Source organism: Ensifer sp. WSM1721 (assembly GCF_000513895.2).
Classification (GTDB): Bacteria; Pseudomonadota; Alphaproteobacteria; order Rhizobiales; family Rhizobiaceae; genus Sinorhizobium.
Map to the genome: position 1 here is coordinate 2,408,222 of NZ_CP165782.1, position 26,907 is coordinate 2,435,128.

The following is a 26,907-nucleotide window of genomic DNA, read 5'->3' on the forward strand; positions in this document are numbered from 1 at the left end:
ACCACCTTCTCCCCGCAAGCGGGGCGAAGGGGATACGCGGCCCACGCTTAGTCTCCTCTCCCCGCCTGCGGGGAGAGGGTTAGTCCTCGGGTTAAACCCGAGGAGAGGGGCTAATTTGGAGGCTTAGAGTTGAAAGCAGTCGCCCCTCGGTCACCCATCAATGGCTGTCCCGGTCCATCGGGATGCGATCGCCGCGCGTCCCGACGAGGAAGTCGAGGTCGGCGCCGGTGTCGGCCTGCAAGACGGTCTTGATGTAAAGGCCGCCGTAACCGCCGGTGAGCGGCTTGACCGGCGAGACCCAGGCCGCGCGGCGACGGGCGAGTTCCTCGTCCGACACATGCAGGTGCAGCTTGCGGTTCGGGATATCGACTTCGATCAGGTCGCCGTTCTCAACGAGCGCCAGCGGTCCGCCCTCGGCAGCTTCCGGTGCCGTGTGGAGGATGACGGTGCCGTAGGCGGTGCCCGACATGCGCGCATCCGAAATGCGGATCATGTCGGTAATGCCCTTCTTCAAGACCTTCGGCGGCAGGCCCATGTTGCCGACCTCGGCCATGCCCGGATATCCCTTGGGGCCGCAATATTTCAGCACCATGATGCAATTCTCGTCGATATCGAGATCTTCGCGGTTGATGCGGGCGTGGTAGTCCTCGATGCTCTCGAAGACGACCGCGCGTCCTTTATGCTGCATCAGGCGGGGCGACGCTGCGGAAGGCTTCAGAACGGCGCCCCGCGGAGCGAGGTTGCCGCGCAGCACGGCAATGCCGCCCGACTGCGTCAGCGCCTTTTCGCGCGGCAGGATCACGTCTTCATTGTAGTTAACGACGCCTTTGACGTCGTTCCAGATGGTGTCGCCGCTGACCGTGATCGCGTCGTTGTGCAGGAGTCCCATCTCGGCAACGGCCTTGATCACCACCGGCAGGCCGCCCGCATAATAGAACTCCTCCATCAGATATTTGCCGGAGGGCTGCAGGTTGACGATCGTCGGCACGTCGCGACCGAGTCTGTCCCAATCGTCGAGCGTCAGATCGACGCCGACGCGGCCTGCGAGCGCCAGCAGATGCAGCACCGCGTTGGTCGAGCCGCCGACCGCACCATTGACGCGGATCGCATTTTCAAAAGCCTGCTTGGTCAGGATGTCGGAAGGCTTCAGGTCTTCCTTGACCATCTCGACGATGCGGCGGCCGGTGAGCTGCGAAATCACCCGGCGACGGGCGTCGACTGCAGGGATCGCCGCGTTGCCGGAGAGTGTCATGCCCAGCGCTTCGGCCATCGACGCCATGGTGGAGGCCGTGCCCATGGTCATACAGCTTCCCGCCGAGCGGGCCATGCCCTGCTCCGCATCCATGAACTCGTCCAGCGTCATCTCGCCGGATTTCACCATTTCGGAGAACTGCCAGATCGCGGTGCCGGACCCGACGTCCTTGCCGCGCCATTTGCCGTTGAGCATCGGGCCGCCCGAGACGACGATCGCCGGAATGTCTACGCTCGCTGCCCCCATCAGGAGGCTGGGCGTGGTCTTATCGCAGCCGCCGAGCAGCACGACGCCATCGACCGGATTGCCGCGGATCGCCTCTTCGACATCCATGGCCGCGAGGTTACGGAACATCATCGCCGTCGGACGCAGCGTGCTCTCGCCGGTCGAGAAGACCGGGAATTCCACCGGGAAGCCGCCGGCTTCGTAAACGCCGCGCTTCACCCGCTCCGCGAGATCGCGCAGATGCGCGTTGCAGGGGGTGAGCTCCGACCAGGTGTTGCAGATGCCGATGATCGGCCGCCCGTCGAAGGTGTCGGCGGGAAGCCCCTGGTTCTTCATCCAGGAACGGTGCATGATGGCATTCTTGCCAGTTCCGCCGAACCATTCCTGCGAACGGAGCTTGCGCGGCCACTCAGCTTTCTTCTTCATCTCTTCCTTCCTTCAGGCCCGCGGAACCGGGCGGGAGCACGTCGGCGTAAGAGCGGGATGAGTGCGCGGTTTTCCGCCGCATCCCGCTCTCAACTCTTCAAGCCAGCGTGTAGGCTGTCTTGACGATTGTGTAGAACTCGGCAGCGTATTTACCCTGTTCGCGCGGACCGTAGGAGGAGCCCTTGCGGCCGCCGAACGGCACGTGGAAATCGACGCCGGCCGTCGGCAGGTTGACCATCACCATGCCGGCCTCGGCATTGCGCTTGAAATGCGTCGCATGCTTCAAACTGGTGGTGGCGATGCCGGAGGAAAGCCCGAAGGGCGTATCGTTGGCGACCGCCAGTGCTTCCTCATAGTCCTTCACCCGGATCACCGCCGCGACCGGACCGAAGATCTCTTCACGAGAAATCCGCATCCGATTGGTCGCCTCGGTGAACAGCGCCGGCTCAAGATAGAAGCCGGGCGTGTCGCGCGAGATCAGTTCGCCGCCGAAGGCGAGCTTGGCGCCTTCCTTTTTGCCGATGGCGATATAGTCCGTGTCTTGATTGAGCTGGCCCTGATCGACCACCGGGCCGATATGGGTGCCGGGCTTCAGCGCGTCGTCGACGACGAGCCCCTTCATGCGCTCGCCCATCGCCGCAACGAACCTGTCGTGGATGCCTTCGGTGACGATGATGCGCGACGAAGCGGTGCAGCGCTGGCCGGTCGAGAAGAAGGCCGAATTGACCGCCGCTTCGACGGCGACCGAGAGATCGGCGTCATCGAGCACGACGAACGGGTTCTTGCCGCCCATCTCGAGCTGGAACTTGCGACTGTGCTCGACAGAGGCGGCGGCGACCCGTTTGCCGGTGCCGACCGAGCCGGTGAAGGTGATCGCCTGGACGTCCGGGCTGTCGAGCATCGCCTGGCCGACGACAGAGCCCTTGCCCATGACGAGGTTCAAGACGCCCTTCGGGAGGCCGGCGCGATGCAGGATGTCGACGATCGCCCACGAGCAGCCAGGTACCAGCTCGGCCGGCTTGAAGACGACGGTGTTGCCGTAGCAAAGCGCCGGCGCGATCTTCCAGGCGGGGATGGCGATCGGGAAGTTCCACGGCGTGATGATGCCTACGACGCCGACCGGCTCGCGGGTGATCTCGACGCCGATATTCGGCCTGACCGACGGGATGACCTCGCCAGCCAGGCGCAGGCACTCGCCGGCGAAGAACTCAAAGATCTGGCCGGCGCGCACCGTCTCGCCGATGCCCTCCGCGAGCGTCTTGCCTTCCTCGCGCGACAGCAGCCGTCCGAGTTCGTCCTTGCGGGCGAGGATCTCGTCGGCGGTCTTCTTCAGGATCGCGTGGCGCTCGAGGATGCCGGAGCGCGACCAGGCCGGAAAGGCGGCCTTGGCCGCCGCGATCGCGGCTTTCGCGTCGTCGGCGGTGGCGCGGGCATATTCTCCGACGATGTCAGTGGTGTTCGACGGATTGATGTTGGCGACACCGTCGCCGCCGACCCATTCGCCGGCAATCAGGTTCTGGTGAAGTGTCATGGGCCTTAAGCCTCCTTGTCTTCCTGTCGCATTCGGCCGCCCGTCGCGACCGCGTCTGCTGTTACAGATATATCAGAGCTGATGTATGGCGATCTCTTCCTCCGCGGCGATGGCCAGCGGGTTGCGCAGCGGCAGGCCGAATTCATTGGCCTCGATCTCGAATACGTCGCCCTCTTCCGTCCGGACGCCGTCGCCAAAGGAGAGCGTCGCCGTGCCGAACATGTGCACATGCACATCGCCGGGCATGCGGAAGAGGACATATTTGAAATGGTGATATTCGAGATTGGCGAAGCTGTGCGACATGTTCGCCTCGCCGGAAAGGAAGGGCTTCTCCCACAGAACCTTTCCGCCCCGCAGGATGCGCGACGTGCCGCGGATGTCGTCGGGAGCGGTCCCGATGCGGATTTCCGGCCCGAAGCTTGCCTGCCTGAGCTTCGAATGTGCCAGCCAGAGATAATTGACCCGCTCGGTCTTGTGATCGGAGAACTCGTTGGCGACGGCAAAGCCGATGCGATAGGGCACTCCCTTGTCGGAGATGACATAGATGCCCGCCATTTCCGGCTCCTCGCCGCCGTCCTCCGCGAAGGAGGGCGACGTCAGCGGCTCACCCGGAGCGACTGCAGCCGTGCCATTGCCCTTGTAGAACCATTCCGGTTGGACGCCCTTTTCGCCCGGCTTCGGCTTGCCGCCCTCGAGGCCCATCCGGAACATCTTCATCGAATCGGTCAGCGTTTCTTCCGCCGCCTCGGCCGTCTTCTTGTGCATCGCGTCGCGCGTCGCCGCGGAGCCGAGATGCGTCAAGCCCGTCCCGGTGAGGTGCAGGTGGGCGGGGTCGGGATGGGTGATCGGCGGGAGCAGCCGCCCTTCAGTGTAGGCCTGATCGAGATCAATCGCTTCGCCGAGGCCCTTGGCCTCGATCACTTCCTTGAGGCTCTTGCCGCCATTGGCAGCTTCCATCGCGAGCGCGTAGACGCTCTCCGCTCCCTTGACGGCACGCGCCGTTTCGCCCGGCGCCCGCACCGCGACTGCAACCGATCCGTCTTGCTTCCTGACCTGAGAAATCAGCACGTTCCTGTCCTTCCTGATCGCGTTAGCTCCGGCCACGCCCTCCCCTGAGGAAAGGCAATGCGCCGCCCTAAGGGTGGCACGCGCCACCCAGTTCCGGCGGCCGCCTCGGCCGCCCGTTCATGTCGCGGTCGTTGTGAGCTGACCGGAGATCCGATCAGCCCTTGCCCTTGTTCTTGTTGTAGACGTCGAAGAAGACGGCTGCGAGGAGCACGAGACCCTTGATGAGCTGCTGGTAATCGATGCCGATGCCCATGATCGACATGCCGTTGTTCATCACGCCCATGATGAAGGCGCCGATGACCGCACCGGTGATCTTGCCGACGCCGCCCGAGGCGGAGGCCCCGCCGATGAAGCAGGCCGCGATGACGTCGAGCTCGAAACCGACGCCGGCCTTCGGGGTTGCCGAATTCAGGCGCGCGGTGATGATCATGCCGGCAAGTGCAGCGAGCACGCCCATATTGACGAAGGCGTAAAAGGTCAGCCGCTCGGTATTGATGCCGGAGAGCTTGGTGGCCTTCTCGTTGCCGCCCATGGCGTAAATCCGGCGGCCGATCGTCGAGCGCGTCGTGATGAAGGTGTAGAGGGCGATCAGCACGCCCATCACGATGAGCACGTTCGGCAGCCCGCGATAGGTCGAAAGCTGGAAGCCGATGAACAGGGCGACAAGGCCGATGACCGCCATCTGGACCGCGAAGAACACGAATGGCTCGTTCTCGGTGCCGTGCTGCTCGTTGATACGGCGGTTGCGAAGCCCTGCAAAGATCGCGTAGCCGACCAGCGCCAGCACCGCCACGAGCGCCACCATGTTCTTGATGACCTCGGGGCTCGGGCTGAGGAAGTACAGAAAATCAGGAACGAAGCCGGTCGAAAGGATTTGGAAGTCCTTCGGGAACGGCCCGATCGGGCGGCCGCCGAGGACGACGTAAGTCATTCCGCGGAACACCAACATACCGGCGAGCGTGACGATGAAGGACGGGATCTTCTGATAGGCCACCCAGTAGCCCTGCGCTGCCCCCATGATGCCGCCGACCACCAGACAGGCGGGAACGACGACGAAGGCCGGCAGACCCCATTTGACGAGCATGATCGCCGAAATCGCTCCGACAAAGGCGACGATCGAGCCGACCGACAGATCGATATGACCTGCCACGATGATCAGCAGCATGCCCAGCGCCATGATGACGATGAAGGAGTTCTGCAGCACCAGGTTGGTGATGTTGACCGGCCTGAAGAGCACGCCGTTGGTGACGAACTGGAAGAACAGCATGATGATCACGAGCGCGACCAGCAGGCCGTATTCGCGAACGTTGTTCCTGAGGTAGTCCCCGATCGAGGGTTTGGTGGTGTGAGTGCTCGTATCGACGACCATTAGTGTTTCTCCCCTGAACGCATGATGGCACGCATGATCGATTCCTGGCTTGCTTCCTCCTTGGAAAGCTCCGCCACGATGCGTCCCTCGTTCATGACATAGATGCGATCGCAGGTTCCGAGCAGCTCCGGCATCTCCGACGAGATCATCAGGATGCCTTTGCCCTCGGCCGCGAGTTGGTTGATGATGGTGTAGATTTCATACTTCGCGCCGATGTCGATGCCGCGCGTCGGCTCGTCGAGTATGAGGACTTCGGGACTGGTGAACAGCCACTTGGAGAGCACGACTTTCTGCTGATTGCCGCCGGAAAGGTTCACCGTCTCCTGGTAGATCGAATGCGAGCGGATCCTGAGCTTCGAGCGGTAGTCGGAGGCGATCTTCCGCTCCTTGCGCTCGTCGATGACGCCGTTCGATGCGACCGAATGCAGGTTGGCGAGCGTCGTGTTCTGCATGATGTTGTTGATCAGGACGAGGCCCAGTTGCTTCCGGTCCTCGGTGACGTATGCAAGCCCGGCCTTGATCGCCTTCGGGATGGTGCTCACGTCCACTGGCTGGCCGCGCATCGTCACCTCACCGGTGATCTTGTGGCCCCACGACTTGCCGAAAATGCTCATTGCCGTTTCGGTGCGGCCGGCGCCCATGAGCCCGGCAATGCCGACGACCTCGCCGGCGCGAACCTTGAAGCTGACATCGTGCAGGAACTGCCTATCGCGGTGATGTTGATGAAAGACGTTCCAGTTCTTCACCTCGAGCAGCGTATCGCCGATCTTCGGTTCGCGCGGCGGATAACGGTCTTCCATCGCGCGCCCAACCATGCCCTTGATGATCCGGTCTTCGCTGATGTCTTCCTTGTGACAGTCGAGCGTTTCGACGGTACCGCCGTCGCGCAGTATGGTGATCTGGTCGGCGACCTTTTTGATCTCGTTCAGCTTGTGCGAGATGATGATCGACGTCATGCCCTGGGTGCGGAATTCCATGAGGAGCCGCAGCAGCGCGTCGGAATCATTCTCGTTCAGCGACGCGGTCGGCTCGTCGAGGATCAAGAGCCGCACCCTCTTGGAAAGAGCCTTGGCGATCTCGACAAGCTGCTGCTTGCCGACGCCGATGTCGGTGATCAGCGTCGATGGAGACTCGCTGAGGCCCACCTTCTTCAAGAGCTCTTGCGTGCGAGAGAAGGTCTGCGGCCAGTGGATGACGCCGTTGCTGGCGATTTCATTGCCAAGAAAGATGTTCTCGGCAATGGACAGCAGCGGAACGAGCGCCAGTTCCTGATGGATGATGATGATGCCGAGATGTTCGCTGTCGGCGATCGTGCTGAAGCGGCGGGCCTCGCCGTCATAATAGATCTCGCCCTCGTAGGTCCCGGCGGGATAGACGCCGCTCAGCACCTTCATCAAGGTCGACTTGCCGGCGCCATTTTCCCCGACGAGGGCATGGATTTCGCCTTCGCGGACCTTGAACGAAACGTTGTCCAGCGCCTTGACGCCCGGAAACGTCTTCGTAATGCCCCGCATTTCCAGAATGATGTTGTCCATAATCAGCTATTCCAGCGGCAGTCTGCGAGAGACTAGACTCTCTTCCCCGCTGCATGATTCCCCGGATCGTTGCCGATCCAGGGAACGATGAGCAGTTCAACTATTACAGCGACATGGGTGCGCCTGCAAACGCGCGTCGCATCGAGCAAAGGGGCTCGCGGGGCAACCGCGAACCCCTCGGAACCGGATCAGTTGTTGATCTGATCTTCCGTGTAGTAGCCGGAGCCGACGAGAATTTCCTTGGCGTTCGTCTTGTCGACCGAAACGGGCTTCAGCAGGTAGGACGGAACGACCTTGACGCCGTTTTCATAGGTCTTGGTGTCGTTCACTTCCGGCTCCTTGCCGTCCATGATGGCGTTGACCATGTTGACGGTGACCTTGGCGAGTTCGCGGGTGTCCTTGAAGACCGTCGAGTACTGTTCGCCGGCGAGGATCGACTTGACCGAGGGAAGTTCCGCGTCCTGGCCGGTGACGATCGGCATCGGCATGTCGCCGGAGCCGTAGCCGACGCCCTTCAGAGCGGAAATGATGCCGATCGACAGGCCGTCATAGGGCGACAGAACGCCATCGACCTTGGCATCGGTGTAGGTGGACGACAGCAGGTTTTCCATGCGGGCCTGGGCAACCGCACCGTCCCAGCGCAGCGTGCCGACCTGGTCCATGCCCATCTGGCCGGACTTGACGACGATCTTGCCGCTGTCGATCAGCGGCTGCAGGACCGACATGGCGCCGTCGTAGAAGAAGAAGGCGTTGTTGTCGTCCGGCGAACCGCCGAAAAGTTCGATGTTCTTCGGCTCCTTGGCTTCGTCGAGCTTCAGGCCTTCGACGAGCGAGGTCGCCTGCAGGACGCCGACCTGGAAGTTGTCGAAGGTCGCATAGTAATCGACATTGCCCGAGTCGCGGATCAGGCGGTCGTAAGCGATGACCTTGACGCCGGCATCGGCCGCCTTCTGCAGGATGTCGGAGAGGGTCGTGCCGTCGATGGCGGCGATGACGAGAACCTTCGCGCCCTTCGTCACCATGTTCTCGATCTGCGCGAGCTGGTTCGGAATGTCGTCGTCGGCGAACTGCAGATCCGGCGTGTAGCCGGCTTCCTTGAACAGCTTCTCCATGGTCTCGCCATCGGAGATCCAGCGGGTCGACGTCTTCGTCGGCATCGAAATGCCGACGGTGCCCTTGTCCTGGGCGAATGCCGGCGCAGCGAAGGACGCGACGGTCATCGCCGCGGCTGCGAGAAGCGAAGTAAACAATTTCATCAGATCTCTCCCTGAGTGTTGAAGCCGGCGAGCCGAGGCCGCCGTCCGATGCGCAGCGATCCACCGTCGCGGAGAATGACCCCCGGTGGTGGCTCAAGATAAAGGAAGTCCTCCCCGTCTTACATACTTCCGCATGCGCTGGCGCATAGGCTCGGAAACTGGAATCAATTGCCATAACTGTCAAATACAATAATGCATTTCATACATACCAAATTTGATATACGACTCTTAAAGAGTGTGATTTATGAATCCCTTGAAGACAGGACCGCGAAATTGAACCTCGAAACCAAGCCGAGCACCGCCATCCCGGCGGGCGAACCGTTCGACAGCGGCCTCTTCCGGTCGGGATTGAAGATAAACCACCTCAGGCTCATCCTGGCAATCGACGACCACCGCCGGATCAGCGCCGCCGCCGATTCGCTCGGCATTTCGCAGCCGGCCGCCTCGCGCATGCTCGCCGAGATCGAGGCGATTGTGAAGGCGCCGATCTGCGCGCGCGTTGCGCGCGGCGTCGAGCTCACGCCCTACGGCGAAGCGCTGGCCAGGCGGGCGCGCACGATTTTTCTGGAGCTGCGCGAAGCCGCGCGCGAGATCAACGAGCTGAAGACGGGCAGCGGCGGTTCGGTGTCGCTCGGCTCCGTCACCGGCCCCGCTCTCAACCTCGCGGTGCCTGCAATCCGCCAGGTCTCCACCGCCTATCCCGGCATTGAGATCAATGTGCAGATCGACAACAGCAATGTGCTGACGCGGGAACTCCTGGCGGCGCGCCACGATTTCGTCGTCGGCCGCATCCCCGACGATCTCAATCCCCGGCTCTTCAATCTGGTCGAGATCGGTTTCGAGGAGGTCTGCCTGATCGTTCGCGAGGGCCATCCCCTGCTCGACAAGGCGTCCGCCAGCGCCGACGACCTGCCTGGCTACGACTGGGTCTTCCAGCCGCCCGGCACGCTTCTACGCCGCGCGGTCGAGGACAGTTTCGTTTCCGCCGGCGTCCGGCTCCCCGCCACGGTCATCAACACCTCCTCGATCATCCTGACGCTCTCGATCGTCCGCAACACCAACGCAATCGCCCCCGTCGCCCTCGATGTCGCCAAGCTCGTGGCGGGGAACGGCACGCAGGCCGGCGAGATCCGCATTCTGCCGACCGAGTTTCCGATCCGCATCAAACCCTATGGGCTGATCACCGCCGAGGGCCGAGCGCTTCCCCCGAGTGCGAAGCTGCTCTACGACCTGATCCTGAAGCAAAGCCGGACATGATCAGGCCCGCATAATGTTGAGCGGCCAAGATCGGCTGAATTCAGCTTGGAGAGGCTCGATGTTCGGCAAGTCAGTGTTTCAATCGGTGCTCGAGCGCCTGAGAGCCGATGAGGACGAGGACGTGCCGGACGAAAGCGCCGTAGACGGGTCGTGGCGCGCCCCGATCGAGCCCTCTGCCGTTATCATCGAGACACCGGCACGAACGACGACGCCTCTCCGCACCGTTGAATGCGCCTATCGCGAACTGGCACCGGTCGATGAAGTCGAGCCGCCCGTCATGCCCGAACATCTGAAGCGCACGAGCCTCGCCGAGGTTGCCGCCGAGCTTGCGCTCGATGGAAAGGATACCGCTCTGACGCTCGCCGCCAAGCGCCGGCGCTTCGCGGCGGCGAATCATCCGGATCGCCTGCCTGCGGAGTTCCGGCCCAACGCCACACTTCGCATGAAACTCGCCAACATGCTTATCGACGAGGCATCGCGACGGCTGGAATGGACCGGTACGGCGAAATAGCCGTCACTTCATCTCGTCGCTCGTCCCGGCCTTTTCTTCCGGTTGCTTCGGCTTATAAAATATGAGGAGAGTAGCGCCGGCATAGGCGGTGACGATCAGGAAGATCGTCCCCCACATCGTCTGCCCGCCATAAAATTCCACCGCCGTCCACACCGCACAGAAGCCAACGATCAGCAGCCGGATCCAGAAAGGCCTGTAGAATGGGTGATCCGGGTCGATGAACTTGATCATTCCAATGCCTCCGACAAACCTGCGCGGCAGGCTGGAACCTCATCTAATCCCATAATTCCTTAAATCGAAACCGATCCAAGCATAAAATCATGCGGGCGCCGGCGAACACTGCTCTTGCATGGCAAAGAGGCACGATCGGGATGCTTGACGGCGTCCCAGCAAATGGAATAAAAATTCCGTAATTATAAAAATTGGCTATTTCATTCCGATGCAAGGTCGGGTGAATGGCACGGGAGGGAGGCGCCGCAACGGCGCGGGAGGAAGAGCACCACAGTCCTCTCATCTTCCCGCGGACATTCCCTCCGCGACGCCTTTGCGCGATGAGCGTCATCATCGCGCGTCAACCCGGTCGCAAACCGGAATTAAAGGACGATAGAGATGACAGTGAAATTTGGTCTTCTGGGCGCCGGGCGGATCGGCAAGGTGCACGCGAAAGCCGTCACCGGCAATCCCAACGCGCGCCTCGTCGCCGTTGCCGACGCCTTTCCAGCCGCGGCGGAAGCGATCGCCAACGCCTATGGTTGCGAGGTCCGCACGATCGACGAGATCGAGGCGGCGGGCGATATCGATGCCGTGGTGATCTGCACGCCGACGGACACCCATGCAGATCTGATCGAACGCTTCGCCCGCGCCGGCAAGGCGATCTTCTGCGAAAAGCCGATCGACCTCGACGTCGATCGCGTCAAGGCCTGCCTGAAGGTGGTTTCCGAAACCAAGGCGAAGCTGATGGTCGGCTTCAACCGCCGCTTCGACCCGCATTTCATGGCCGTACGCAAGGCGATCGACGATGGCCGGATCGGCGAGGTCGAAATGGTGACGATCACCTCGCGCGATCCCGGCGCGCCTCCGGTCGATTACATCAAGCGGTCCGGCGGCATCTTCCGCGACATGACGATCCATGATTTCGACATGGCGCGTTTCCTGCTCGGCGAAGAGCCGGTTTCCGTCACCGCCACCGCTGCCGTGCTCGTCGACAAGGCGATCGGCGAAGCGGGCGACTACGACAGCGTCTCCGCCATCCTGCAGACGGCGTCCGGCAAGCAGGCGATCATCTCGAACTCGCGCCGCGCCACCTATGGCTACGACCAGCGCATCGAGGTGCACGGCTCCAAGGGCGCCGTCGCCGCGGAGAACCAGCGCCCGGTCTCGATCGAAATCGCCACCGGCGAAGGCTATACGCGCCCGCCGCTGCACGACTTCTTCATGACGCGCTATACGGAAGCCTATGCCAACGAGATCGAGAACTTCATCGCCGCGATCGAAAAAGGCGCCGAGATCACCCCGTCCGGCAAGGACGGCCTTGCCGCCCTGGCGCTCGCCGACGCGGCAGTTCGGTCGGTCAAGGAAAAGCGCCAGATCAGCGTCGCTTGACGCGAGATACCTTATCCGCAGCGGAAGGCCGGCATCGCCCGGCCTTCCTTGTTTCAGGGATGGCCGGCCGCGGCGATATCGGCGTCGATGGCGCTGAGCGCCCGGTCGAGATGGCCGTCGAAGACGAGCCGCTGCTCATCCGCGAGGACCGTTATTTCCGGCAGACCCTCCAGCCGCACCTGCAACGATTGCGCAAGCCCCTCCGTGAGCCCCTTGTGCAGAAGGTCGAAATAGCGCGTGCCCTGCCCCGTGACGAAGATCGGCATCGGTTCATAGAGGCTGAGCACGCGGGAAATGCCATTGCCGAGCGCGATGCCGGCTTGGCGGAAAGCGTAGTCCGCCATGCGGTGCCCCTGCCGCGCGCTCGCGGCGATCTTGTCCATTTCCGAGAGCGGCACGAATTTCGCGGGGATCGTATTGGACGGCACCTGGAAGGCCGTGCGCAGGATGCCGTAAAAACCGGCGGCGGCCTCGATGCAGCCATAGCTGCCGCAGCGACAGAGCCCGGCGGACGTCGCATGCAACATATGGCCGAAGTTCGGCGCCGAGACGTCGAGCTCGCCGGACCTCCCCTTCCTCGCGAGGCCGAGACCAATGCTGTGTCCGAGCGAGACGACCGCGAGCGACCTGAAGCCCCCCTCCCTCTCCTCCGCGCGGACCGCAAGCGCCTGCGCCACGAGCAGCGACTCGTTGTTGAGCATGACACTGGCGCGCCATTCCGGCCGGAGCAGCTTCTCGAAGTCGAGCTGTTCGTCGCCGAAGACCGGCGACCAGACGAGCCGTGCTCCATCTGCGGCCACGAGCCCCTTGCTGCTGATGGAGATGGCAAGCACCTCGTCCTTCGCGATATGCGAGCGATTGAGCAAGCGCTCTAGCGCCGCCATAAGCGAGCGCCCGAAAGCCGCCGTGCCGCTCAGGCCGTGATTGCGCGCCTCCTCGAAACGGTCGAGCAGGACGCCCCCGTAGTCGACGAGCGAGTATTGCACGGTGTCGGAGGAAATGCGCACGACGATCACGTAGCCTGAGCCGCGTCTCGGCGCAAAGAGAACCCGCGGTCGGCCGCGGCCACCCTGAACATGCTGCTCGGTCTTGGCGATGATCCCGGCGCGCTCGAGTTCGGCCGTGATGACCGAGATGGTGGCAGACGCAAGGCCCGTCTGCGCTGCGATTTCCGTGTGCGAGAGGGAGCCTTTGCGGCGAAGGGCTGCAAGGACAAGGCTGCTGTTCTGCTGACGCACAAGCTCTGTGCTGGACTTGGTCAGCATTGCACGTCCCTGCCGGTGGCGGATTCCTCGAACATGCTCCTCCCAAAGCATCTGCAGAACAGCAACACAAGGAGTGGATAGGCTTGTTGACAGCCTTCTAAAACTCTGACATCTATTTTCTCGACTGTCGAGAAAAAAGCTCCGCGCGCACTGCCGGAGACATTTGCGGCAGCGCTTCACGGCTCGTCGGGGATGCGTGCGGGAGGTTCGCGCGCGCGGCGGGCCCTTTGGGAGGATAAAATGAAATCCATTTTGAAGCTGATGGCGGGGGCCGCCATCATCGCGTCCATGCATTCCGCGGCGATCGCCAAGGATCTCGTGATCGGCGTTTCCTGGTCCAACTTCCAGGAAGAGCGCTGGAAAACCGACGAGGCCGCGATCAAGGCCGCACTCGAAGCCTCCGGCGACAAGTATATTTCCGCCGACGCACAGTCCTCTGCCGCTAAGCAGCTCACCGATATCGAGTCGCTGATTGCTCAGGGCGCGAACGCGCTGATCGTGCTTGCGCAGGATTCCGACGCCATCGCTCCGGCCATCGAAAAGGCGGCCGCCGAAGGCATCCCGGTCGTCGGCTACGACCGCCTGATCGAGAACCCGGCCGCCTTCTACATCACCTTCGACAACAAGGAAGTGGGCCGCATGCAGGCTCGCGAGGTCTTCAAGGCGAAGCCCGAAGGCAACTTCGTCTTCATCAAGGGCTCCTCCTCCGACCCGAACGCCGATTTCCTCTTCTCCGGGCAGATGGAAGTACTGAAGGAGGCGGTGGACGCCGGCAAGGTCAAGAATGTCGGCGAGGCCTATACGGACGGCTGGAAGCCGGAAACCGCCCAGAAGAACATGGAGCAGTTCCTGACCGCCAACGACAACAAGGTCGACGCGGTCGTCGCCTCCAACGACGGCACTGCCGGCGGCGCGATCGCGGCGCTCACCGCGCAGGGTCTGGCCGGCTCCGTCCCCGTCTCGGGGCAGGACGGCGACCATGCCGCGCTCAACCGCGTGGCGCTCGGCACCCAGACTGTTTCCGTCTGGAAGGACGCCCGCGAACTCGGCAAGAAGGCGGCGGAGATCGCCGTGACGCTCGCCGGTGGCAAGACCATGGACGAGATTGAAGGCGTGCAGACCTTCAACGGCGGACCGAAGGGCGTCGCCATGAAGTCCGTCTTCCTGGCGCCGATGGCGATCACCAAGGACAATCTGAACGTCGTCATCGACGCCGGCTGGATTTCCAGGGACGCGGCCTGCCAGGGTGTTGCAGCCGGCTCCGTTGCCGCCTGCAACTGACGGACGGGCGCTTTGCATTGACTTCGAGACGCCGCAACGGGACCCCGTTGCGGCGTTCGCATGAGGTCCGAACGGTCCTGCTCGCGCGGTGATATGATTGCGGCAACACCACGCGGGGTAACCGCATCAACGAATATAAACAGTGGGGGAACGCCGGCCATGGCCGACACGACAGACACCGCACATTTCAACCGCGCGCGCAACGCCGCCGAAAGCCCGGTAAAGCGCTTCTTTCGCGCCACGGAGATCGACACGCGCCTGCTCGGAATGGTCGGCGCCATGCTGATCATCTGGATCGGCTTCGATTTCCTGTCGAACGGCCTATTCCTGACGCCGCGCAACCTCTGGAACCTTTCGGTGCAGACCGCCTCGATCGCCGTGATGGCGACCGGCATGGTGCTGGTCATCGTCACCCGCAATATCGACCTGTCGGTCGGCTCGATCCTCGGCTTCGTCGGCATGATCATGGGCGTGCTGCAGGCCGAGCTGCTGCCGCAGCTCCTCGGCTTCAATCACCCGGCCACCTGGATCGTCACGCTCCTTGTCGGCCTCGCGCTCGGCGCGTCGATCGGCGCCCTGCACGGCGTGATCATCGCTTTCCTGAACGTTCCCTCCTTCATCGTGACGCTCGGCGGCCTGCTCGTCTGGCGCGGTGCCACCTGGTTCGTCACGAGCGGCCGCACCGTCGCGCCGATGGACGCGACCTTCCGCCTGATGGGCGGCGGCACCGAAGGTTCGATCGGCGCCACCGCGAGCTGGATCGTCGGCCTCATCGCCTGCCTCGCCATCGTCGTCAGCATCCTGAACGCCCGCAAGCAGCGCAAGCGCTTCGGCTTTCCGCGCCGCCCGGTCTGGGCCGAATACCTGCTCTCGGCGGTCGGCTGCCTGCTCGTTCTCGGTGCCGTGACGATCGCCAACAGCTATCCCTGGCCGACCAATATCGCCCGCAGATACGCCGAGGCGAACGGCATCGCCTGGCCGGAAGGCGGCCTCTTCATCGCCCACGGCATCGCCATCCCGGTCCTGATCGCGATCGTCATCGGCATCGTCATGACCTTCATCTCGACGCGGCTGCGCTTCGGCCGCTATGTCTTCGCGATCGGCGGCAATCCGGAAGCGGCCGAACTCGCCGGCATCAAGACGCGTTGGGTGACCGTCCGCATCTTCGCGCTGATGGGCATGCTCTGCGCCGTCGCCGCCGCGATTTCGACGGCGCGCCTCAACGCCGCCACCAATGCGCAAGGCGAGCTCGACGAACTCTATACGATCGCCGCGGCCGTCATCGGCGGCACCTCGCTTGCCGGCGGCATGGGCACGATCGCCGGCGCCATGCTCGGCGCGCTCGTCATGCAGTCCCTGCAATCCGGCATGGTGCTGCTCGGCATCGACAGCCCACTGCAGCGGATCGTCGTCGGCGTCGTTCTCGTCACCGCCGTATGGCTCGATACCGTCTACCGCGCCCGCGCGAAATAATCAGGAGTTCGAACATGACTGAACAACGCACTCCGCTCGTGGAAATGAAGAACATTTCCATCTCCTTCGGCGGCATCCATGCGGTGGACAACGCCTCCATCGATCTCTATCCCGGCGAGGTCGTCGCCCTCCTCGGCCACAACGGCGCCGGCAAGTCGACGCTGATCAAGATTCTCTCCGGCGCCTACCGGCGCGATGCTGGCGAGATCCTGATCAACGGCGAACCGGCCGAGATCAGCAATCCGCGCGATGCCAAGAAATACGGCATCGAGACGATCTACCAGACGCTCGCCGTCGCCGACAATGTCGACGCCGCCGCCAACCTCTATCTCGGCCGGGAGCTGCGCACCCCCTGGGGCACACTCGACGACGTGGCGATGGAGGCGAAGGCGCGCGAGGTGATGGGCCGGCTCAACCCCAACTTCCAGCGCTTCAAGGAGCCGGTGAAGGCGCTTTCCGGCGGCCAGCGGCAATCGGTGGCGATCGCCCGCGCCATCCTCTTCGACGCCCGCATCCTGATCATGGACGAGCCGACCGCAGCCCTCGGGCCGCAGGAGACGGCGCAGGTCGGCGAGCTCATCAAGCAATTGAAGCGCGAGGGCATCGGCATCTTCCTGATCAGCCACGACATCCATGACGTCTTCGACCTCGCCGACCGCGTCTCGGTGATGAAGAACGGCCAGGTCGTCGGCCACGCCCGCACCGAGGACGTCACCAAGGACGAGGTGCTCGGCATGATCATCATGGGCAAGGTGCCGCCCAAGGCGATCCCCGGCCCCGGCGCCATGCAGATGGCGTGAGCGCGGAGCGGGATGGGGAGCGCGGGCGGTTTCCGCCCACCTCCCCCCTCGGTTCCATCTGGACATCTGCACCTGAATCAATGCCGCATCCCGACAGATGCGGCATTTTTCTTTCGCCGCGAGACGCTACGAGCGATGCGCCGTGACCACAGCTCGGCCGAGGAAAGCAAATTTCCCGCACAATCTCCTGCAATTGACCATTGAAGCGGCACGCAAGCTAGGCTAAGAACCGCTCACAGCCTGCTTCGGCGGCCCTGCCGCCAACGGATGCACCCGTAGCTCAGCTGGATAGAGTGTTGGATTCCGATTCCAAAGGTCACAGGTTCGAATCCTGTCGGGTGCGCCATTTCCCCACGGTCCATACCGAACACATAAGTAACAGAACGTACCTAAGACATGGGTGACAACCTCGTGCCGAACGGGTTGTCGATGGTTTGCAAAGTTCTCTTCTCCAGGTCGATATATCCCAGATCATAATGCATGAAGGTAACGAGCCAAATGCGGTTGTCGACTTCCTTGAGGCCGAGCTTCTGGCCTGCGAGCACCGCGATACGTTGATCTCTTGCGGTGGATGCAGATGCCGCCGCAATTAGTCACCAGCGCATCTCCGTCATGAAAGGGGAAGCGATCTCCGGCGGATTACGGAAATAAACAAGCTAGGTCCTAGCTCGATGGCGTTTTAGATGGGAAGAAGCTCAATCTTTTCAATGATGGCATGAGCTGAGCTCGGAAGCGAGTTAGCATTAGCACCGGTCGCTGTGACAAGTTAACGAAAAGCGGTAATCCTCGTCATGCGGAAAGAATATACTACGCCAACGACGCAAGTGAGCACTATCCCGGCATAAAACAAGTATAGCGCGTACACAGCACTTTCAGAGATTGGACCTGCGGGACACGCTGTGGCACCGGATCTTAGTAGACCATATGCGCAAAGATACAGCACTACGTTGCCAATCGCGCCGAGCAGCGTGAGAGTTCCAAAAAATAACGTCCACGACCGATAGGTGTTTAGTCGGTTACGCTCGGCGACATTGGGTGTGTCAAATTTCTTCGGGAACGCCATTATAGACTTCCCGAAAGATATGCCTCCCCCCACAGTCACGATTGCCAGCAGTGGTCCCCCGAAGGACGAGTTAAGTGCACACCAAATGTCTACCAGCATCTACTTGCTCATTTCAAAGGGGGATAATCGCGGAATAGCTAAATTCTCTGACGGGGAAAAATACGTCAATTCGTTAGAGGACAACTTCGAAGTCCCGACATATGCCTCATCGCATTTTTTTACCAATTTCTTATGAAGATTTTCAGACCACGATCTTCCTGCTTTCGCTCTTGATTCCGCGGCCGCTTTAGCCACTTCGACACATAATGCGGCGCCAGCTTTTGGGCCGTCCCTATGCAGGGTCACTCCACCTCCCAAAACCCACCCCACATCGGGGCCTAAAAGCTCATAGTATGCGTGAAGTTGGCCTGCATAAATTCCTCCGGCAATGGTGGGCATCGCCTCATTTCGGCGAACCATATCGCGGTAACGTTGAACTGCTTGGACGAAACTGTTTTGTGTACTCGAGTCGAGTGATCTTTTCATATGACCAACGTCGGGGCGCCCACCAGGGTATATTACATCAGCACCCGACAATATAAGTGCTTCTAGTACCTTGTCGGGCGGGACATAGTTCGCCAAAGCCGTCCGCAACAGAGGATAACATGTTATAATTGGAGGTGAGCCCTGGACATCCACCATTTTTGCTCGACGGACGCTCTGGATAGCATCAATTCCATTTAAGCCTCCATCAATCTTCGATACCACCGGCGTAGGAAGCTGGTCACAGAAAGCCTGCAGTTCCTCCAGCAAGACTGACGTAGGAAGTGTGAAGTTTAAGGATAATCGCCCTGAACGCCCGGACCATTGTTTGTCAGCTAAGCGAGAAGCAATTTCTCTAAGGCTTTCCAAGTGAGCGCGATCTAAGGGTAAAAAACGCGTATCCAGTTCAACGATGTTGAAGCCTGCTGCCATCACGTCAGACGCGATTGCCTCCAACGCGTCCAGCTTGAAGCCAACTCTCGGCTTAAATGAAAAAGCCAACAGTGGCATGCCATCTTCCAGTGAGAACACCTTTCTTAGATCGGATATATTTGTGGAGTACGTTCGAAAAAGGCCGGTATGTGCGTCGCGCCAGCTATCGGGTATGGAAATATCTTTGACAACGAAATCACTTACTTTTAGTGGCGGAAGGACAAATCTAAGCAGATCGCCGGCCAAAATCCCAAAAAGGTGATTGTAGCCCCCTAGCTCCGCCGGAAATAGGTCCGCGGCCAGTTCAAGAGTAAACTCGAATCGGCCTTTGGCGGGATCAACCACTTCACCAAGCTCAAACCGGGAGAGGCTCTCAAGTGAGCGATCCATCCTGTTCGACCAAAATTCGGTGTCTATCTCGGCAAACGTTCCAAATAGAGCGTCATCCTTCACTTGCGCGGCTACTGTATAAGCGTCATCCGAGCTGCCTGGCGTGCCATCTGCTTTTTGGACAGAGAACTGAATTTTTATCTTAATCCAACTCAAGCGCGGAAAAACCTTACGACCGTTACGGGGCTATTCGATTCAATTTGTGGATAGAACGATTTCAATGTACTAACTAGCTGATCCCGATGGCTAAATCCATCCATTCTGGCGTCTTGTTCCGTCAGTTCGCTGAGCCGGCAGAAAAATACCTCTTCGATGACAATCGGTATTCGGACGTTGCCCGTTATCAGGTCCGCTGGACCGACTTTGTAGTCGCGCTTGCCCATCCGAACGGTGGTGGTTTTCAGCCCAGAGTTAATCAGTGGAATGAACTGGCTCGCTAGCCGGATCTCTTGCCTCATTAATATCCACCCTAAAGCCGATTACCTTTTGATCGTCATGCCCAATTATCTGCTGCGCTATTTCAACAGCGTCGCTTAGGCTCTCGGCGATGGGTATAACTTCTGAAAATGGCACTTTTTTAAAGAACTCCGCGATACTTTCTGCAACGACGACCGTGTTCACCTCACCCCAAATACTGTCTTTGGTACTGTAACCCCTTCGCAATTCAACTTCTCGGCCAACACACACGCGGGCATCATTGAATTGGCGGCCAAATCGTCTCAGTTCCCAAAGCTTTTCACCACTTTCAAACCATCTGAAAGGTTCAGATGCGAGAGCGACGAAGAGCCGCTTATGCCGAAACTGGGGCAAAGTAGTATAGCATCCCGGTTCGCTCTCCCCCGCTACGCCTTTCGCTGGATACTGTAGGAGCAACTGTGAATCCTGCGACTTGCAGGAAGTCTCTTTTAAGATATGTTCCTGCTGTGATCGCTCGGGCATCTCTTATTCTCCTCGTGGTCATAACCTCAACGAATTGAGCGCCAGGGAATAGTCGTGGCGCATATCGACGTGCGACCTTGGCCAGCGCCGACCCGATACCAAAGCCCTTCAACTCAGGAACAACTGCGACGCGATTAATCATAGTCAGACCCAACTCAGTAACGATCTCGCCTCTTGTCAGTTCCTCTAGGTCGACATCTAGCTCATGGACTTCGACCAAATGATTCCTTCCGACCGGTGCAGCGTACGCACAACCGCCCCCAAGGACCAGGGCGCCGGCAAAAGGCCATTTTCCATCCGGCCTACGAAACTTCTGAGGACATAATTGGGAGGTTGGATCGAGATAGCAAGCTATGACTTTCCCACGGGGATTACCCTCACGGTAATGTTGCTCGCCAATAAAATCTAAAACCGCACCCGAAGCGTTTCGTGGAATTACCCTGAACCCAGCTCCATCCAGTATATCTAAGTGATCAAACATCGCGAATCCCAGCTATATGCTGAAAGCGATATCCAACAATTTTTCCGAAAGCAACGACACCAAAAACCCAGCTGTGGATGGAAGAAACTAGTCGCCCGTCAACTCACATTTTTTACGCCATGGATCAACCGGACCAGTTGTCTAGCCAATACCGCACCACCAAATACTTACAATCCGCGCCTTCCCAGCCATCCAATTCCGATGAACGTGTCTGGGCCGCTAATTCGGCCCGCTTTTGCTCACGGATACTGAGCTAGTTAGGCGGCGCAATTCTAGAGCACCGTTTTTCCGTACTGCCCCTCCAGCCACGCCTTAAGCGCGACGGCATTGTTCCGCGTCTCATCCCGCGCCGCATAAAGCAGCGTCACCGGCCCCCCTTTCAGCCGCTCACGTAACTCACTCACCGCCACCTGCGCCGCCTCACCTTCCAACTGCGCCGCATAGGCCTTGCAAAACGCCTCCCAGTCCTCCGGCTTCCCATGAAACCGCTTGCGCAGCGCGTCGCTCGGGGCGATGTCCTTCAGCCAGAGGTCGATTCGCGCCTTGTCCTTCGCGATACCGCGCGGCCAGAGGCGATCGACGAGAATGCGCGTTCCGTCGGACGCTTCCGGCGCCTCGTAGACACGCTTCAACTGGAGTGATGGCATTGGGCCCCCGCAAGAATTCCCGGGTCGGCCGTCGCCGTCCCCGGGAACGAAACTGTTTCCATCGAACGTAGCGGACCCTTCCTAATTGTGGAAGAAGGTCTGGATCTCGTCCGGCGTGACCTTGCCGTCCCGGTTGACGTCCACCTTGTCGAAAATCCGCCGGTGGATGGTGCTGATCTCCTCGAAGGAAAGCGCGCCGTCATTGTCCGCGTCGGTGATGGCGAACATGATCTTCATCGCCTGCCGGTGCATCATCATTCCGCGCATCCTGTCGCGGTACCTCATGCGATCGCCCCGCATCCCCTCACCACGCATCATGTCTCCGCGCATCATCTCCATCTGCCTGTCCTGCGCGGCTTCGTCCTGCGCCGGCGCGTCGTCGGTCGCGGGCGCCTCGTCCGGCGGTGGGGGTGTATCCGGCGCCTGGGCGGCAGCTATGCTCGTTGCGCTGATCGTCATAAGCGCCGCAAGGGCGGCCGCGACAGGCAATCGCATCGTCAACATGTGCTCTCCTCCTCCAGTTGGGTTGAGTGTGATCCAGGTTTTCACCACTTTGAGATCGGGCGTTTCCCGCTGCCCGCCCGGCGGCGATGATCGCGTCTGCACCGGTCGCAGCCCACGGCAACGCACATCCTTCTCCAGGAAGGCGTAAAGCGCGTCGCGTTCAATCGAATTCGTGCGATGCGCTTTAGGACCTCGTTTTTGTGCATGTCGTCGCCCCAAACCGCTGCTCACTTTGGGCGACATGCATTAGGCCGCCCCGCGCTCCTCGATCGGCCGCACATTCTGGTTCATCCGGAAGAGATTGAGCGGATCGTAACGCCTCTTCACCTCGACGAGCCGCCGATAGTTGCTGCCATAGGCGGCCTCGACCCGGTCGATCTCGTCTTCCGGCATGAAGTTGATGTAAGCGGTGCCTGCGGCATAGGGTTTCGCCGCCTCGAAAAGCCGCCGTGCCCAGTCGATGCAGGTCCGATCCATCGCCGGATCGCGCCAGCGCGCGTGCACATTCATGACGAAATGCGAGCTGCGCTGCGGGAAGGCGGTTTCCTCCACGGCGACGCGACCGGCGGCACCGCCGACGTGGCCAATGAAGATCTCGCACTCCGGTCCCGGCAATTGCCGGACGGCATCGGTGAGCACGCCGATCGTTTCATCCGAAAGTTCCGTGAAATCATGGCTCTTCCAGTAGTTGCGGGCACCCGGCGTCAGCAGCGGATCAAAGGCCTGCTGCCAGCCGACGAAGGGAATGGGGCCGACGACGTCGGCGATCGGCTCGCCGATCGAACGCAGCTCCGCGGTTGGCTTCTCGCCTGCTTCGGGATCGCCGCAATAACAGATCGCCAGCAGCAGGATCTCCTTGCCGTGCCACTCGGCGGGAAGGAACGGCAAGGGCGGCGCCTGCCGCATCACGGCCCAGCAGGTGAGTTCGTCCGGCGCCGTCTCGAGCGCCTGCCGGTACTGCTTGAGCACGCTTGGCGCGTCGGCGAAGGGATGCACAACCAGCCCCGCGACAACTTCCGGACCGAGTTCATGCAGCGCGAATTCGAAGGCCGTGACGACGCCGAAATTGCCGCCGCCGCCCCTGAGCGCCCAGAAGAGGTCGCGGTGTTCCGTCGGGCTCGCACGCACCAGCTCGCCATTCGCCGTCACCACGTCGACGGAAAGCAAGTTGTCGACCGTCAATCCGAACTTGCGCGTCGTCCAGCCGAATCCGCCGCCGAGCGTCAGGCCGGCAATCCCCGTTGTCGAGTTGATGCCGGTCGGCAGCACCAGGCGGAACGCCTGCGTTTCCTTGTCGACGTCGGCAAGCGTCGCGCCCGGCTCCACCCAGGCCCGTTTGGTCGTCTGATCCACGCGCACCGATTTCATCGGCGTGAGATCGATCATCAGGCCGCCGTCGCAGACGGCATTGCCGGCAATGTTGTGTCCGCCGCCGCGCATAGCGACCAGCAACTGGTTCTCCGCCGCGAAGCGAACCGCATTGACGACATCCGCAGGCCCGGCGCACTGCACGATCAAGCCGGGCCTGCGATCGATCATTGCGTTCCAGATCGTGCGTGCCTCGTCATAGGCGGCGTCGGTCGGCATGAGGACACGGCCACGCAGCCGTCCCGCAAGCGCCTCGATGGCCGCGGCGCTGATCATTGTTGTTCCTGCTTGCAGATTGGTGAGGCTCATATCGTTCATGATTCGCTCCTCCCACGGTGAACCATTGCCCCAGCAGCGCGGCATTCTGCGCCTTTGGCGGGCGCCTCGCAAGGCGCGCCGGGTGCCGCCCGATACACTTATGCGGGAGCGTGGGGAGCGGGGTTCTCGGCGCGCAATTGTTGCAATTGTGCTGAAAATGCTTCAATGAACCGCGGCGCGCGGAAGCAGCTCTGCAAAAGGCTGGTTTGGAAGAGGCAGGTTTGGGCATGAAGGTCGTCATTCTCGCCGGCGGATACGGCACCCGCATCTCCGAGGAGAGCCACCTCAGACCCAAGCCGATGATCGAGATCGGCGGGCGCCCGATCCTCTGGCACATCATGAAGATCTATAGCCACCACGGCTTTTCGGATTTCGTGATCTGCCTCGGCTACCGCGGCTACATGATCAAGGAATATTTCTCCAACTATATCCTGCATTCCTCCGACGTCACCTTCGATATGGCGACGGGCGAAACCACCTATCATACGAAAACGGCCGAGCCCTGGCGCGTGACGCTTGTGGATACGGGGCCGGACTCGATGACCGGCGGTCGCCTCAAGCGCGTGGCTCCCTATCTCGGCGATACATTCTGCCTGACCTATGGCGACGGAGTCGCCGATATCGACATCCGCGCGCTCGCCGATTACCACCGCAGCCACGGCCGCGAGGCGACGGTGACGAGCGTCGTGCCGCCGGGACGTTACGGTGCACTGGCGATCGAAGCGGGGCAGGTCAACAGTTTCGCGGAGAAGCCGGCGGGCGACAATGGCCGTATTAATGGCGGATTTTTCGTGCTCAATCGCTCCGTGCTCGACCGTATCGAGGGGGATCACACCCCGTTCGAAAGCGCGCCGCTCGAGGGCTTGGCACGTGACGGAGAATTGATGGCCTTCCCGCATGACGGCTTCTGGCGGCCGATGGATACGCTGCGCGACAAGAACCAGCTCGAAGAGCTCTGGCAGCAAAACCGCGCGCCCTGGAAGATCTGGTCATGAGCCGCCTCACCGATCCGAATTTCTGGGCGGGAAAACGCGTCCTGCTGACCGGCCATACGGGCTTCAAGGGAAGCTGGGCGGCCCTGTGGCTGAATAAGATGGGCGCCCGCGTCACCGGCTATGCGCTGCCGCCTGCTTCCGACCCGTCGCTCCACGCGCTTCTGAACGGGGACGGCCTGGCGGAGAGCCAGTTCGGCGACATTCGCGACGGCGAGGCGCTCTCTACGATCACGCGGAAGAGCGAACCGGAGATCATCCTGCACATGGCGGCGCAGCCGCTGGTGCGCGAAAGCTATGCGACGCCCGCCGAGACCTTCGACGTCAACGTCATGGGCACGGTCCGGCTGCTCGAGGCGGCGCGCGCCACCCCTTCCGTGAAGGCAGTCCTCGTCGTGACCACCGACAAGGTCTATCGCAATGACGAGACCGGACGGCATTTCCTGGAAACCGACACGCTCGGCGGACACGACCCCTATTCCGGCTCGAAGGCCGCCTGCGAGGTGGCGGTCGCGACTTGGCGCAGCGCCTTCCTCGACGAGCGCGGCATCCGCATCGCCACGGCCCGCGGCGGCAATGTGATCGGCGGCGGCGACTTTTCGGCCGACCGGCTGGTGCCCGACGTCGTCCGCGCCGCCCTTTCCGGCACCAGGCTCAATATTCGCAGCCCAATGGCGACGCGCCCCTGGCAGCACGTGCTCGATTGCCTCAACGGCTATTTCCTTTTTGCCGAGGCGCTCTATAAGGGCGCGAGCGATGTCGATGCCCTGAACTTCGGCCCCTCGCCCGCCGAGCCGCCGATCGCGGTGCGCGACGTGGCAAACGCGATCCAGACGGCGATGGGGCTCGCTCCCGAATGGGAAGACGTCTCTTCGCTGAGGCAACCGCGCGAGATGCAGGCGCTCGGCCTCGACCCGGCACTCGCCGGCAAGAGCCTCGCCTGGCAGGCGCGACTCAGGCAAAAAGAGGCGATCGAATGGACCGCCCGCTGGTACGACGGCTGGCGCCGGGGCAAGGCTCCGCTCGAGCTCACACTGGACCAGATCGAAGCATTTACGAAAGGCTACTGACCACGATGTCTCATACCTGCCGCTTCTGCTCGACCCCGCTTGAAACCGCTGTTGCGGATCTTGGAGCGACGCCCTGGTCCAACTCGTTCCTCGAGCCGACCGAGGAGGCGATCGCCCGAGAGAAGATTTTTCCGCTGAAAGTGATGTTCTGTTCGGAATGCCTGCTCGTGCAGACCACCGAAACGGCGCCGGCCGACGAGATCTTCAACGCCGAGTACCATTATCTCTCGTCGTTTTCGACGAGCTGGCTCGACCATGCGCGGCGCTATGCCGAGACGATGACCGAGCGCCTCGGTCTCGATGGCACGTCGCAAGTCGTGGAGGTCGCGTCGAACGACGGCTATCTGCTGCAATATTTCGTCGAAAAGCAGATCCCCGTGCTCGGCGTCGAGCCAGCGGCCAACGCCGCCAAGATCGCCGAAGGCCGCAACGTGCCGACGCACGTCGCCTTCTTCGGCCGCGACACGGCCAATGAGTTGGTCCGCCGCGGAATCCGGGCCGATCTCACTGCGGCCAACAACGTGCTCGGGCATGTGCCCGACATCGCCGATTTCGTCAGCGGCTTTGCGATTCTCTTGAAACCGGACGGTGTCGCGACCTTCGAGTTCCCGCACCTCCTGCGCCTGATCGAAGGCATCCAGTTCGACACGATCTATCATGAGCATTATTCCTATCTCTCCCTCGTCGCCGTCGAGCGCATCTTCGCCGCCTGCGGGCTCAAGGTCTTCGACGTCGAGGAGCTGCCGACCCATGGCGGTTCGTTGCGCGTTTACGCACAACCGTTGACGGGCACGAGGCCGGCAACGGAGGGGCTTGCGAAAGTGCGTGCCGACGAGGCCAAGGCGAAGCTCACGGAGAGGGCAACCTATGTCGCCTTTGGTGAAAAGATCGCCGCCGTCTGCGAAGGCTTCCGCGCCTTCCTGCGAGAAGCCAAAAGCGAGGGCAAGCGGATCGCGGCCTATGGCGCAGCGGCCAAGGGCAACACCTTCCTGAATGTCTGCGGCGTGACCGCCGACGATATCGATTTCATCGTCGACCGCAACGACCTGAAGCAGGGCAAGCTCACGCCCGGCAGCTACATCCCGATCCACGCGCCGGCCAAGCTCGAGGCCGCCAAGCCCGACTATGTCGTCATCCTGCCGTGGAATCTCACGGACGAGATTGTCGAGGCGAACAGCCATGTCCGTTCCTGGGGCGGTCGCTTCATGGTTGCCATCCCGGAAGTGAAGGTGATTTGACGCCGGCGCAGAGCGACTGGAACGACAATGGAAAAGGGGCCGTTGCAACCGCGGCCCCTTTTTCTATTCCGATAATCCAGACTCGACCGGAA

Annotated in this window: 23 protein-coding genes, 1 tRNA gene and 1 pseudogene; 10 read left to right on the plus strand and 15 right to left on the minus strand. The window is 61.4% G+C overall.

Features of this window, described 5'->3' with window-relative positions; all coding sequences use genetic code 11:
- Nucleotides 1-157: 157 nt before the first annotated feature.
- The 6 genes from araD to chvE all read right to left on the minus strand — a co-directional run bounded on the left by araD (nt 158) and on the right by chvE (nt 8,662).
- A complete protein-coding gene (gene araD, locus M728_RS11795; RefSeq protein WP_026618804.1) occupies nt 158-1,903 on the minus strand; it encodes an L-arabinonate dehydratase in 1,746 nt (581 codons plus the stop codon).
- 97 nt (nt 1,904-2,000) lie between these two features.
- Nucleotides 2,001-3,434, minus strand: coding sequence for an aldehyde dehydrogenase family protein (locus M728_RS11800; RefSeq protein ID WP_026618803.1), 1,434 nt, complete (start codon nt 3,432-3,434; stop codon nt 2,001-2,003).
- A 72-nt stretch (nt 3,435-3,506) separates the two neighbouring features.
- Nucleotides 3,507-4,502 (minus strand): AraD1 family protein, encoded by a 996-nt coding sequence (gene araD1 / locus M728_RS11805; protein ID WP_026618802.1) that lies wholly within the window; start codon nt 4,500-4,502, stop codon nt 3,507-3,509.
- A gap of 154 nt (nt 4,503-4,656) precedes the next feature.
- Complete coding sequence (gene mmsB, locus M728_RS11810) at nt 4,657-5,871, minus strand: multiple monosaccharide ABC transporter permease (RefSeq protein ID WP_026618801.1); 1,215 nt, start codon at nt 5,869-5,871, stop codon at nt 4,657-4,659.
- Nucleotides 5,871-7,406, minus strand: a complete 1,536-nt coding sequence (gene mmsA, locus M728_RS11815; RefSeq protein WP_026618800.1) for a multiple monosaccharide ABC transporter ATP-binding protein — start codon at nt 7,404-7,406, stop codon at nt 5,871-5,873. Before mmsA ends, mmsB begins: the two co-directional genes overlap by 1 nt.
- A gap of 188 nt (nt 7,407-7,594) precedes the next feature.
- On the minus strand, nt 7,595-8,662 hold the full coding sequence (gene chvE / locus M728_RS11820; protein ID WP_026618799.1) for a multiple monosaccharide ABC transporter substrate-binding protein: 1,068 nt from the start codon (nt 8,660-8,662) through the stop codon (nt 7,595-7,597).
- Between the two features lie 273 nt (nt 8,663-8,935).
- On the opposite strand from chvE, the gene M728_RS11825 reads away from it, so the two are divergent.
- Entirely contained in the window at nt 8,936-9,919 is a 984-nt protein-coding gene (locus tag M728_RS11825) for a LysR family transcriptional regulator (RefSeq protein ID WP_026618798.1), read from the plus strand.
- A gap of 58 nt (nt 9,920-9,977) precedes the next feature.
- Nucleotides 9,978-10,430 (plus strand): hypothetical protein, encoded by a 453-nt coding sequence (locus M728_RS11830; RefSeq protein ID WP_026618797.1) that lies wholly within the window; start codon nt 9,978-9,980, stop codon nt 10,428-10,430.
- Between the two features lie 3 nt (nt 10,431-10,433).
- On the opposite strand, the gene M728_RS11835 is transcribed toward M728_RS11830, so the two are convergent.
- Complete coding sequence (locus M728_RS11835) at nt 10,434-10,661, minus strand: hypothetical protein (protein ID WP_026618796.1); 228 nt, start codon at nt 10,659-10,661, stop codon at nt 10,434-10,436.
- A gap of 378 nt (nt 10,662-11,039) precedes the next feature.
- Between M728_RS11835 and iolG the strand changes: the two genes are divergently transcribed.
- Complete coding sequence (iolG, locus tag M728_RS11840; protein WP_026618795.1) at nt 11,040-12,032, plus strand: inositol 2-dehydrogenase; 993 nt, start codon at nt 11,040-11,042, stop codon at nt 12,030-12,032.
- A 53-nt stretch (nt 12,033-12,085) separates the two neighbouring features.
- On the opposite strand, the gene M728_RS11845 is transcribed toward iolG, so the two are convergent.
- Nucleotides 12,086-13,297: an ROK family transcriptional regulator gene (locus M728_RS11845; RefSeq protein ID WP_026618794.1), complete on the minus strand. Its 1,212-nt coding sequence runs from the start codon at nt 13,295-13,297 to the stop codon at nt 12,086-12,088.
- Nucleotides 13,298-13,537: 240 nt separating this feature from the next.
- On the opposite strand from M728_RS11845, the gene xylF reads away from it, so the two are divergent.
- The 4 genes from xylF (at nt 13,538) to M728_RS11865 (ending at nt 17,197) form a co-directional block, all read left to right on the plus strand.
- A complete protein-coding gene (gene xylF / locus M728_RS11850) occupies nt 13,538-14,578 on the plus strand; it encodes a D-xylose ABC transporter substrate-binding protein (protein WP_026618793.1) in 1,041 nt (346 codons plus the stop codon).
- 159 nt (nt 14,579-14,737) lie between these two features.
- Complete coding sequence (locus M728_RS11855; protein WP_026618792.1) at nt 14,738-16,051, plus strand: sugar ABC transporter permease; 1,314 nt, start codon at nt 14,738-14,740, stop codon at nt 16,049-16,051.
- Nucleotides 16,052-16,065: 14 nt separating this feature from the next.
- A complete protein-coding gene (locus tag M728_RS11860) occupies nt 16,066-16,851 on the plus strand; it encodes an ATP-binding cassette domain-containing protein (RefSeq protein WP_026618791.1) in 786 nt (261 codons plus the stop codon).
- Between the two features lie 269 nt (nt 16,852-17,120).
- A tRNA-Arg gene (locus M728_RS11865) sits at nt 17,121-17,197 on the plus strand.
- A gap of 43 nt (nt 17,198-17,240) precedes the next feature.
- Here M728_RS11865 and M728_RS11870 read toward each other — a convergent pair.
- From M728_RS11870 to M728_RS11900, 7 genes and pseudogenes are all read right to left on the minus strand, one after another.
- Nucleotides 17,241-17,475 (minus strand): annotated as a pseudogene (locus tag M728_RS11870) (IS481 family transposase); the annotation flags it as partial.
- 538 nt (nt 17,476-18,013) lie between these two features.
- A complete protein-coding gene (locus M728_RS11875; protein WP_084044257.1) occupies nt 18,014-19,414 on the minus strand; it encodes a RuBisCO large subunit C-terminal-like domain-containing protein in 1,401 nt (466 codons plus the stop codon).
- Nucleotides 19,411-19,716 (minus strand): ASCH domain-containing protein, encoded by a 306-nt coding sequence (locus M728_RS11880; protein ID WP_051440805.1) that lies wholly within the window; start codon nt 19,714-19,716, stop codon nt 19,411-19,413. The genes M728_RS11875 and M728_RS11880 overlap by 4 nt, the downstream gene beginning before the upstream one ends.
- Nucleotides 19,670-20,197, minus strand: a complete 528-nt coding sequence (locus M728_RS11885) for a hypothetical protein (RefSeq protein WP_026618788.1) — start codon at nt 20,195-20,197, stop codon at nt 19,670-19,672. Before M728_RS11885 ends, M728_RS11880 begins: the two co-directional genes overlap by 47 nt.
- Before the next feature lie 753 nt (nt 20,198-20,950).
- Nucleotides 20,951-21,325: a DUF488 domain-containing protein gene (locus M728_RS11890; RefSeq protein ID WP_026618787.1), complete on the minus strand. Its 375-nt coding sequence runs from the start codon at nt 21,323-21,325 to the stop codon at nt 20,951-20,953.
- 81 nt (nt 21,326-21,406) lie between these two features.
- Nucleotides 21,407-21,829, minus strand: coding sequence for an EF-hand domain-containing protein (locus tag M728_RS11895; protein WP_026618050.1), 423 nt, complete (start codon nt 21,827-21,829; stop codon nt 21,407-21,409).
- Nucleotides 21,830-22,075: 246 nt separating this feature from the next.
- Nucleotides 22,076-23,515, minus strand: a complete 1,440-nt coding sequence (locus M728_RS11900) for an FAD-binding oxidoreductase (RefSeq protein ID WP_026618786.1) — start codon at nt 23,513-23,515, stop codon at nt 22,076-22,078.
- 227 nt (nt 23,516-23,742) lie between these two features.
- Here M728_RS11900 and rfbF point away from each other — a divergent pair, with 227 nt between their 5' ends.
- The 3 genes from rfbF to M728_RS11915 are packed head-to-tail and all read left to right on the plus strand — an operon-like array spanning nt 23,743 to nt 26,815.
- Nucleotides 23,743-24,510, plus strand: coding sequence for a glucose-1-phosphate cytidylyltransferase (gene rfbF, locus M728_RS11905; protein ID WP_026618785.1), 768 nt, complete (start codon nt 23,743-23,745; stop codon nt 24,508-24,510).
- Nucleotides 24,507-25,577 (plus strand): CDP-glucose 4,6-dehydratase, encoded by a 1,071-nt coding sequence (gene rfbG / locus M728_RS11910; RefSeq protein WP_026618784.1) that lies wholly within the window; start codon nt 24,507-24,509, stop codon nt 25,575-25,577. The genes rfbF and rfbG overlap by 4 nt, the downstream gene beginning before the upstream one ends.
- A 5-nt stretch (nt 25,578-25,582) precedes the next feature.
- A complete protein-coding gene (locus M728_RS11915) occupies nt 25,583-26,815 on the plus strand; it encodes a class I SAM-dependent methyltransferase (RefSeq protein ID WP_026618783.1) in 1,233 nt (410 codons plus the stop codon).
- Nucleotides 26,816-26,907 lie beyond the last annotated feature (92 nt).

What these genes read in the sequence shown, in the direction of transcription:
- M728_RS11835 (WP_026618796.1), bottom strand. Translation starts at nt 10,661, where the DNA reads ATGATCAAGTTCATCGACCCGGATCACCCATTCTACAGGCCTTTCTGG.
- M728_RS11900 (WP_026618786.1), bottom strand. Translation starts at nt 23,515, where the DNA reads ATGAACGATATGAGCCTCACCAATCTGCAAGCAGGAACAACAATGATC.
- araD (WP_026618804.1), bottom strand. Translation starts at nt 1,903, where the DNA reads ATGAAGAAGAAAGCTGAGTGGCCGCGCAAGCTCCGTTCGCAGGAATGG.
- rfbF (WP_026618785.1), top strand. Translation starts at nt 23,743, where the DNA reads ATGAAGGTCGTCATTCTCGCCGGCGGATACGGCACCCGCATCTCCGAG.
- xylF (WP_026618793.1), top strand. Translation starts at nt 13,538, where the DNA reads ATGAAATCCATTTTGAAGCTGATGGCGGGGGCCGCCATCATCGCGTCC.
- chvE (WP_026618799.1), bottom strand. Translation starts at nt 8,662, where the DNA reads ATGAAATTGTTTACTTCGCTTCTCGCAGCCGCGGCGATGACCGTCGCG.
- M728_RS11895 (WP_026618050.1), bottom strand. Translation starts at nt 21,829, where the DNA reads ATGTTGACGATGCGATTGCCTGTCGCGGCCGCCCTTGCGGCGCTTATG.
- M728_RS11855 (WP_026618792.1), top strand. Translation starts at nt 14,738, where the DNA reads ATGGCCGACACGACAGACACCGCACATTTCAACCGCGCGCGCAACGCC.
- M728_RS11885 (WP_026618788.1), bottom strand. Translation starts at nt 20,197, where the DNA reads ATGCCCGAGCGATCACAGCAGGAACATATCTTAAAAGAGACTTCCTGC.
- iolG (WP_026618795.1), top strand. Translation starts at nt 11,040, where the DNA reads ATGACAGTGAAATTTGGTCTTCTGGGCGCCGGGCGGATCGGCAAGGTG.
- M728_RS11845 (WP_026618794.1), bottom strand. Translation starts at nt 13,297, where the DNA reads ATGCTGACCAAGTCCAGCACAGAGCTTGTGCGTCAGCAGAACAGCAGC.
- M728_RS11890 (WP_026618787.1), bottom strand. Translation starts at nt 21,325, where the DNA reads ATGCCATCACTCCAGTTGAAGCGTGTCTACGAGGCGCCGGAAGCGTCC.
- M728_RS11915 (WP_026618783.1), top strand. Translation starts at nt 25,583, where the DNA reads ATGTCTCATACCTGCCGCTTCTGCTCGACCCCGCTTGAAACCGCTGTT.
- rfbG (WP_026618784.1), top strand. Translation starts at nt 24,507, where the DNA reads ATGAGCCGCCTCACCGATCCGAATTTCTGGGCGGGAAAACGCGTCCTG.
- mmsA (WP_026618800.1), bottom strand. Translation starts at nt 7,406, where the DNA reads ATGGACAACATCATTCTGGAAATGCGGGGCATTACGAAGACGTTTCCG.
- M728_RS11800 (WP_026618803.1), bottom strand. Translation starts at nt 3,434, where the DNA reads ATGACACTTCACCAGAACCTGATTGCCGGCGAATGGGTCGGCGGCGAC.
- mmsB (WP_026618801.1), bottom strand. Translation starts at nt 5,871, where the DNA reads ATGGTCGTCGATACGAGCACTCACACCACCAAACCCTCGATCGGGGAC.
- M728_RS11830 (WP_026618797.1), top strand. Translation starts at nt 9,978, where the DNA reads ATGTTCGGCAAGTCAGTGTTTCAATCGGTGCTCGAGCGCCTGAGAGCC.
- M728_RS11860 (WP_026618791.1), top strand. Translation starts at nt 16,066, where the DNA reads ATGACTGAACAACGCACTCCGCTCGTGGAAATGAAGAACATTTCCATC.
- M728_RS11880 (WP_051440805.1), bottom strand. Translation starts at nt 19,716, where the DNA reads ATGAGGCAAGAGATCCGGCTAGCGAGCCAGTTCATTCCACTGATTAAC.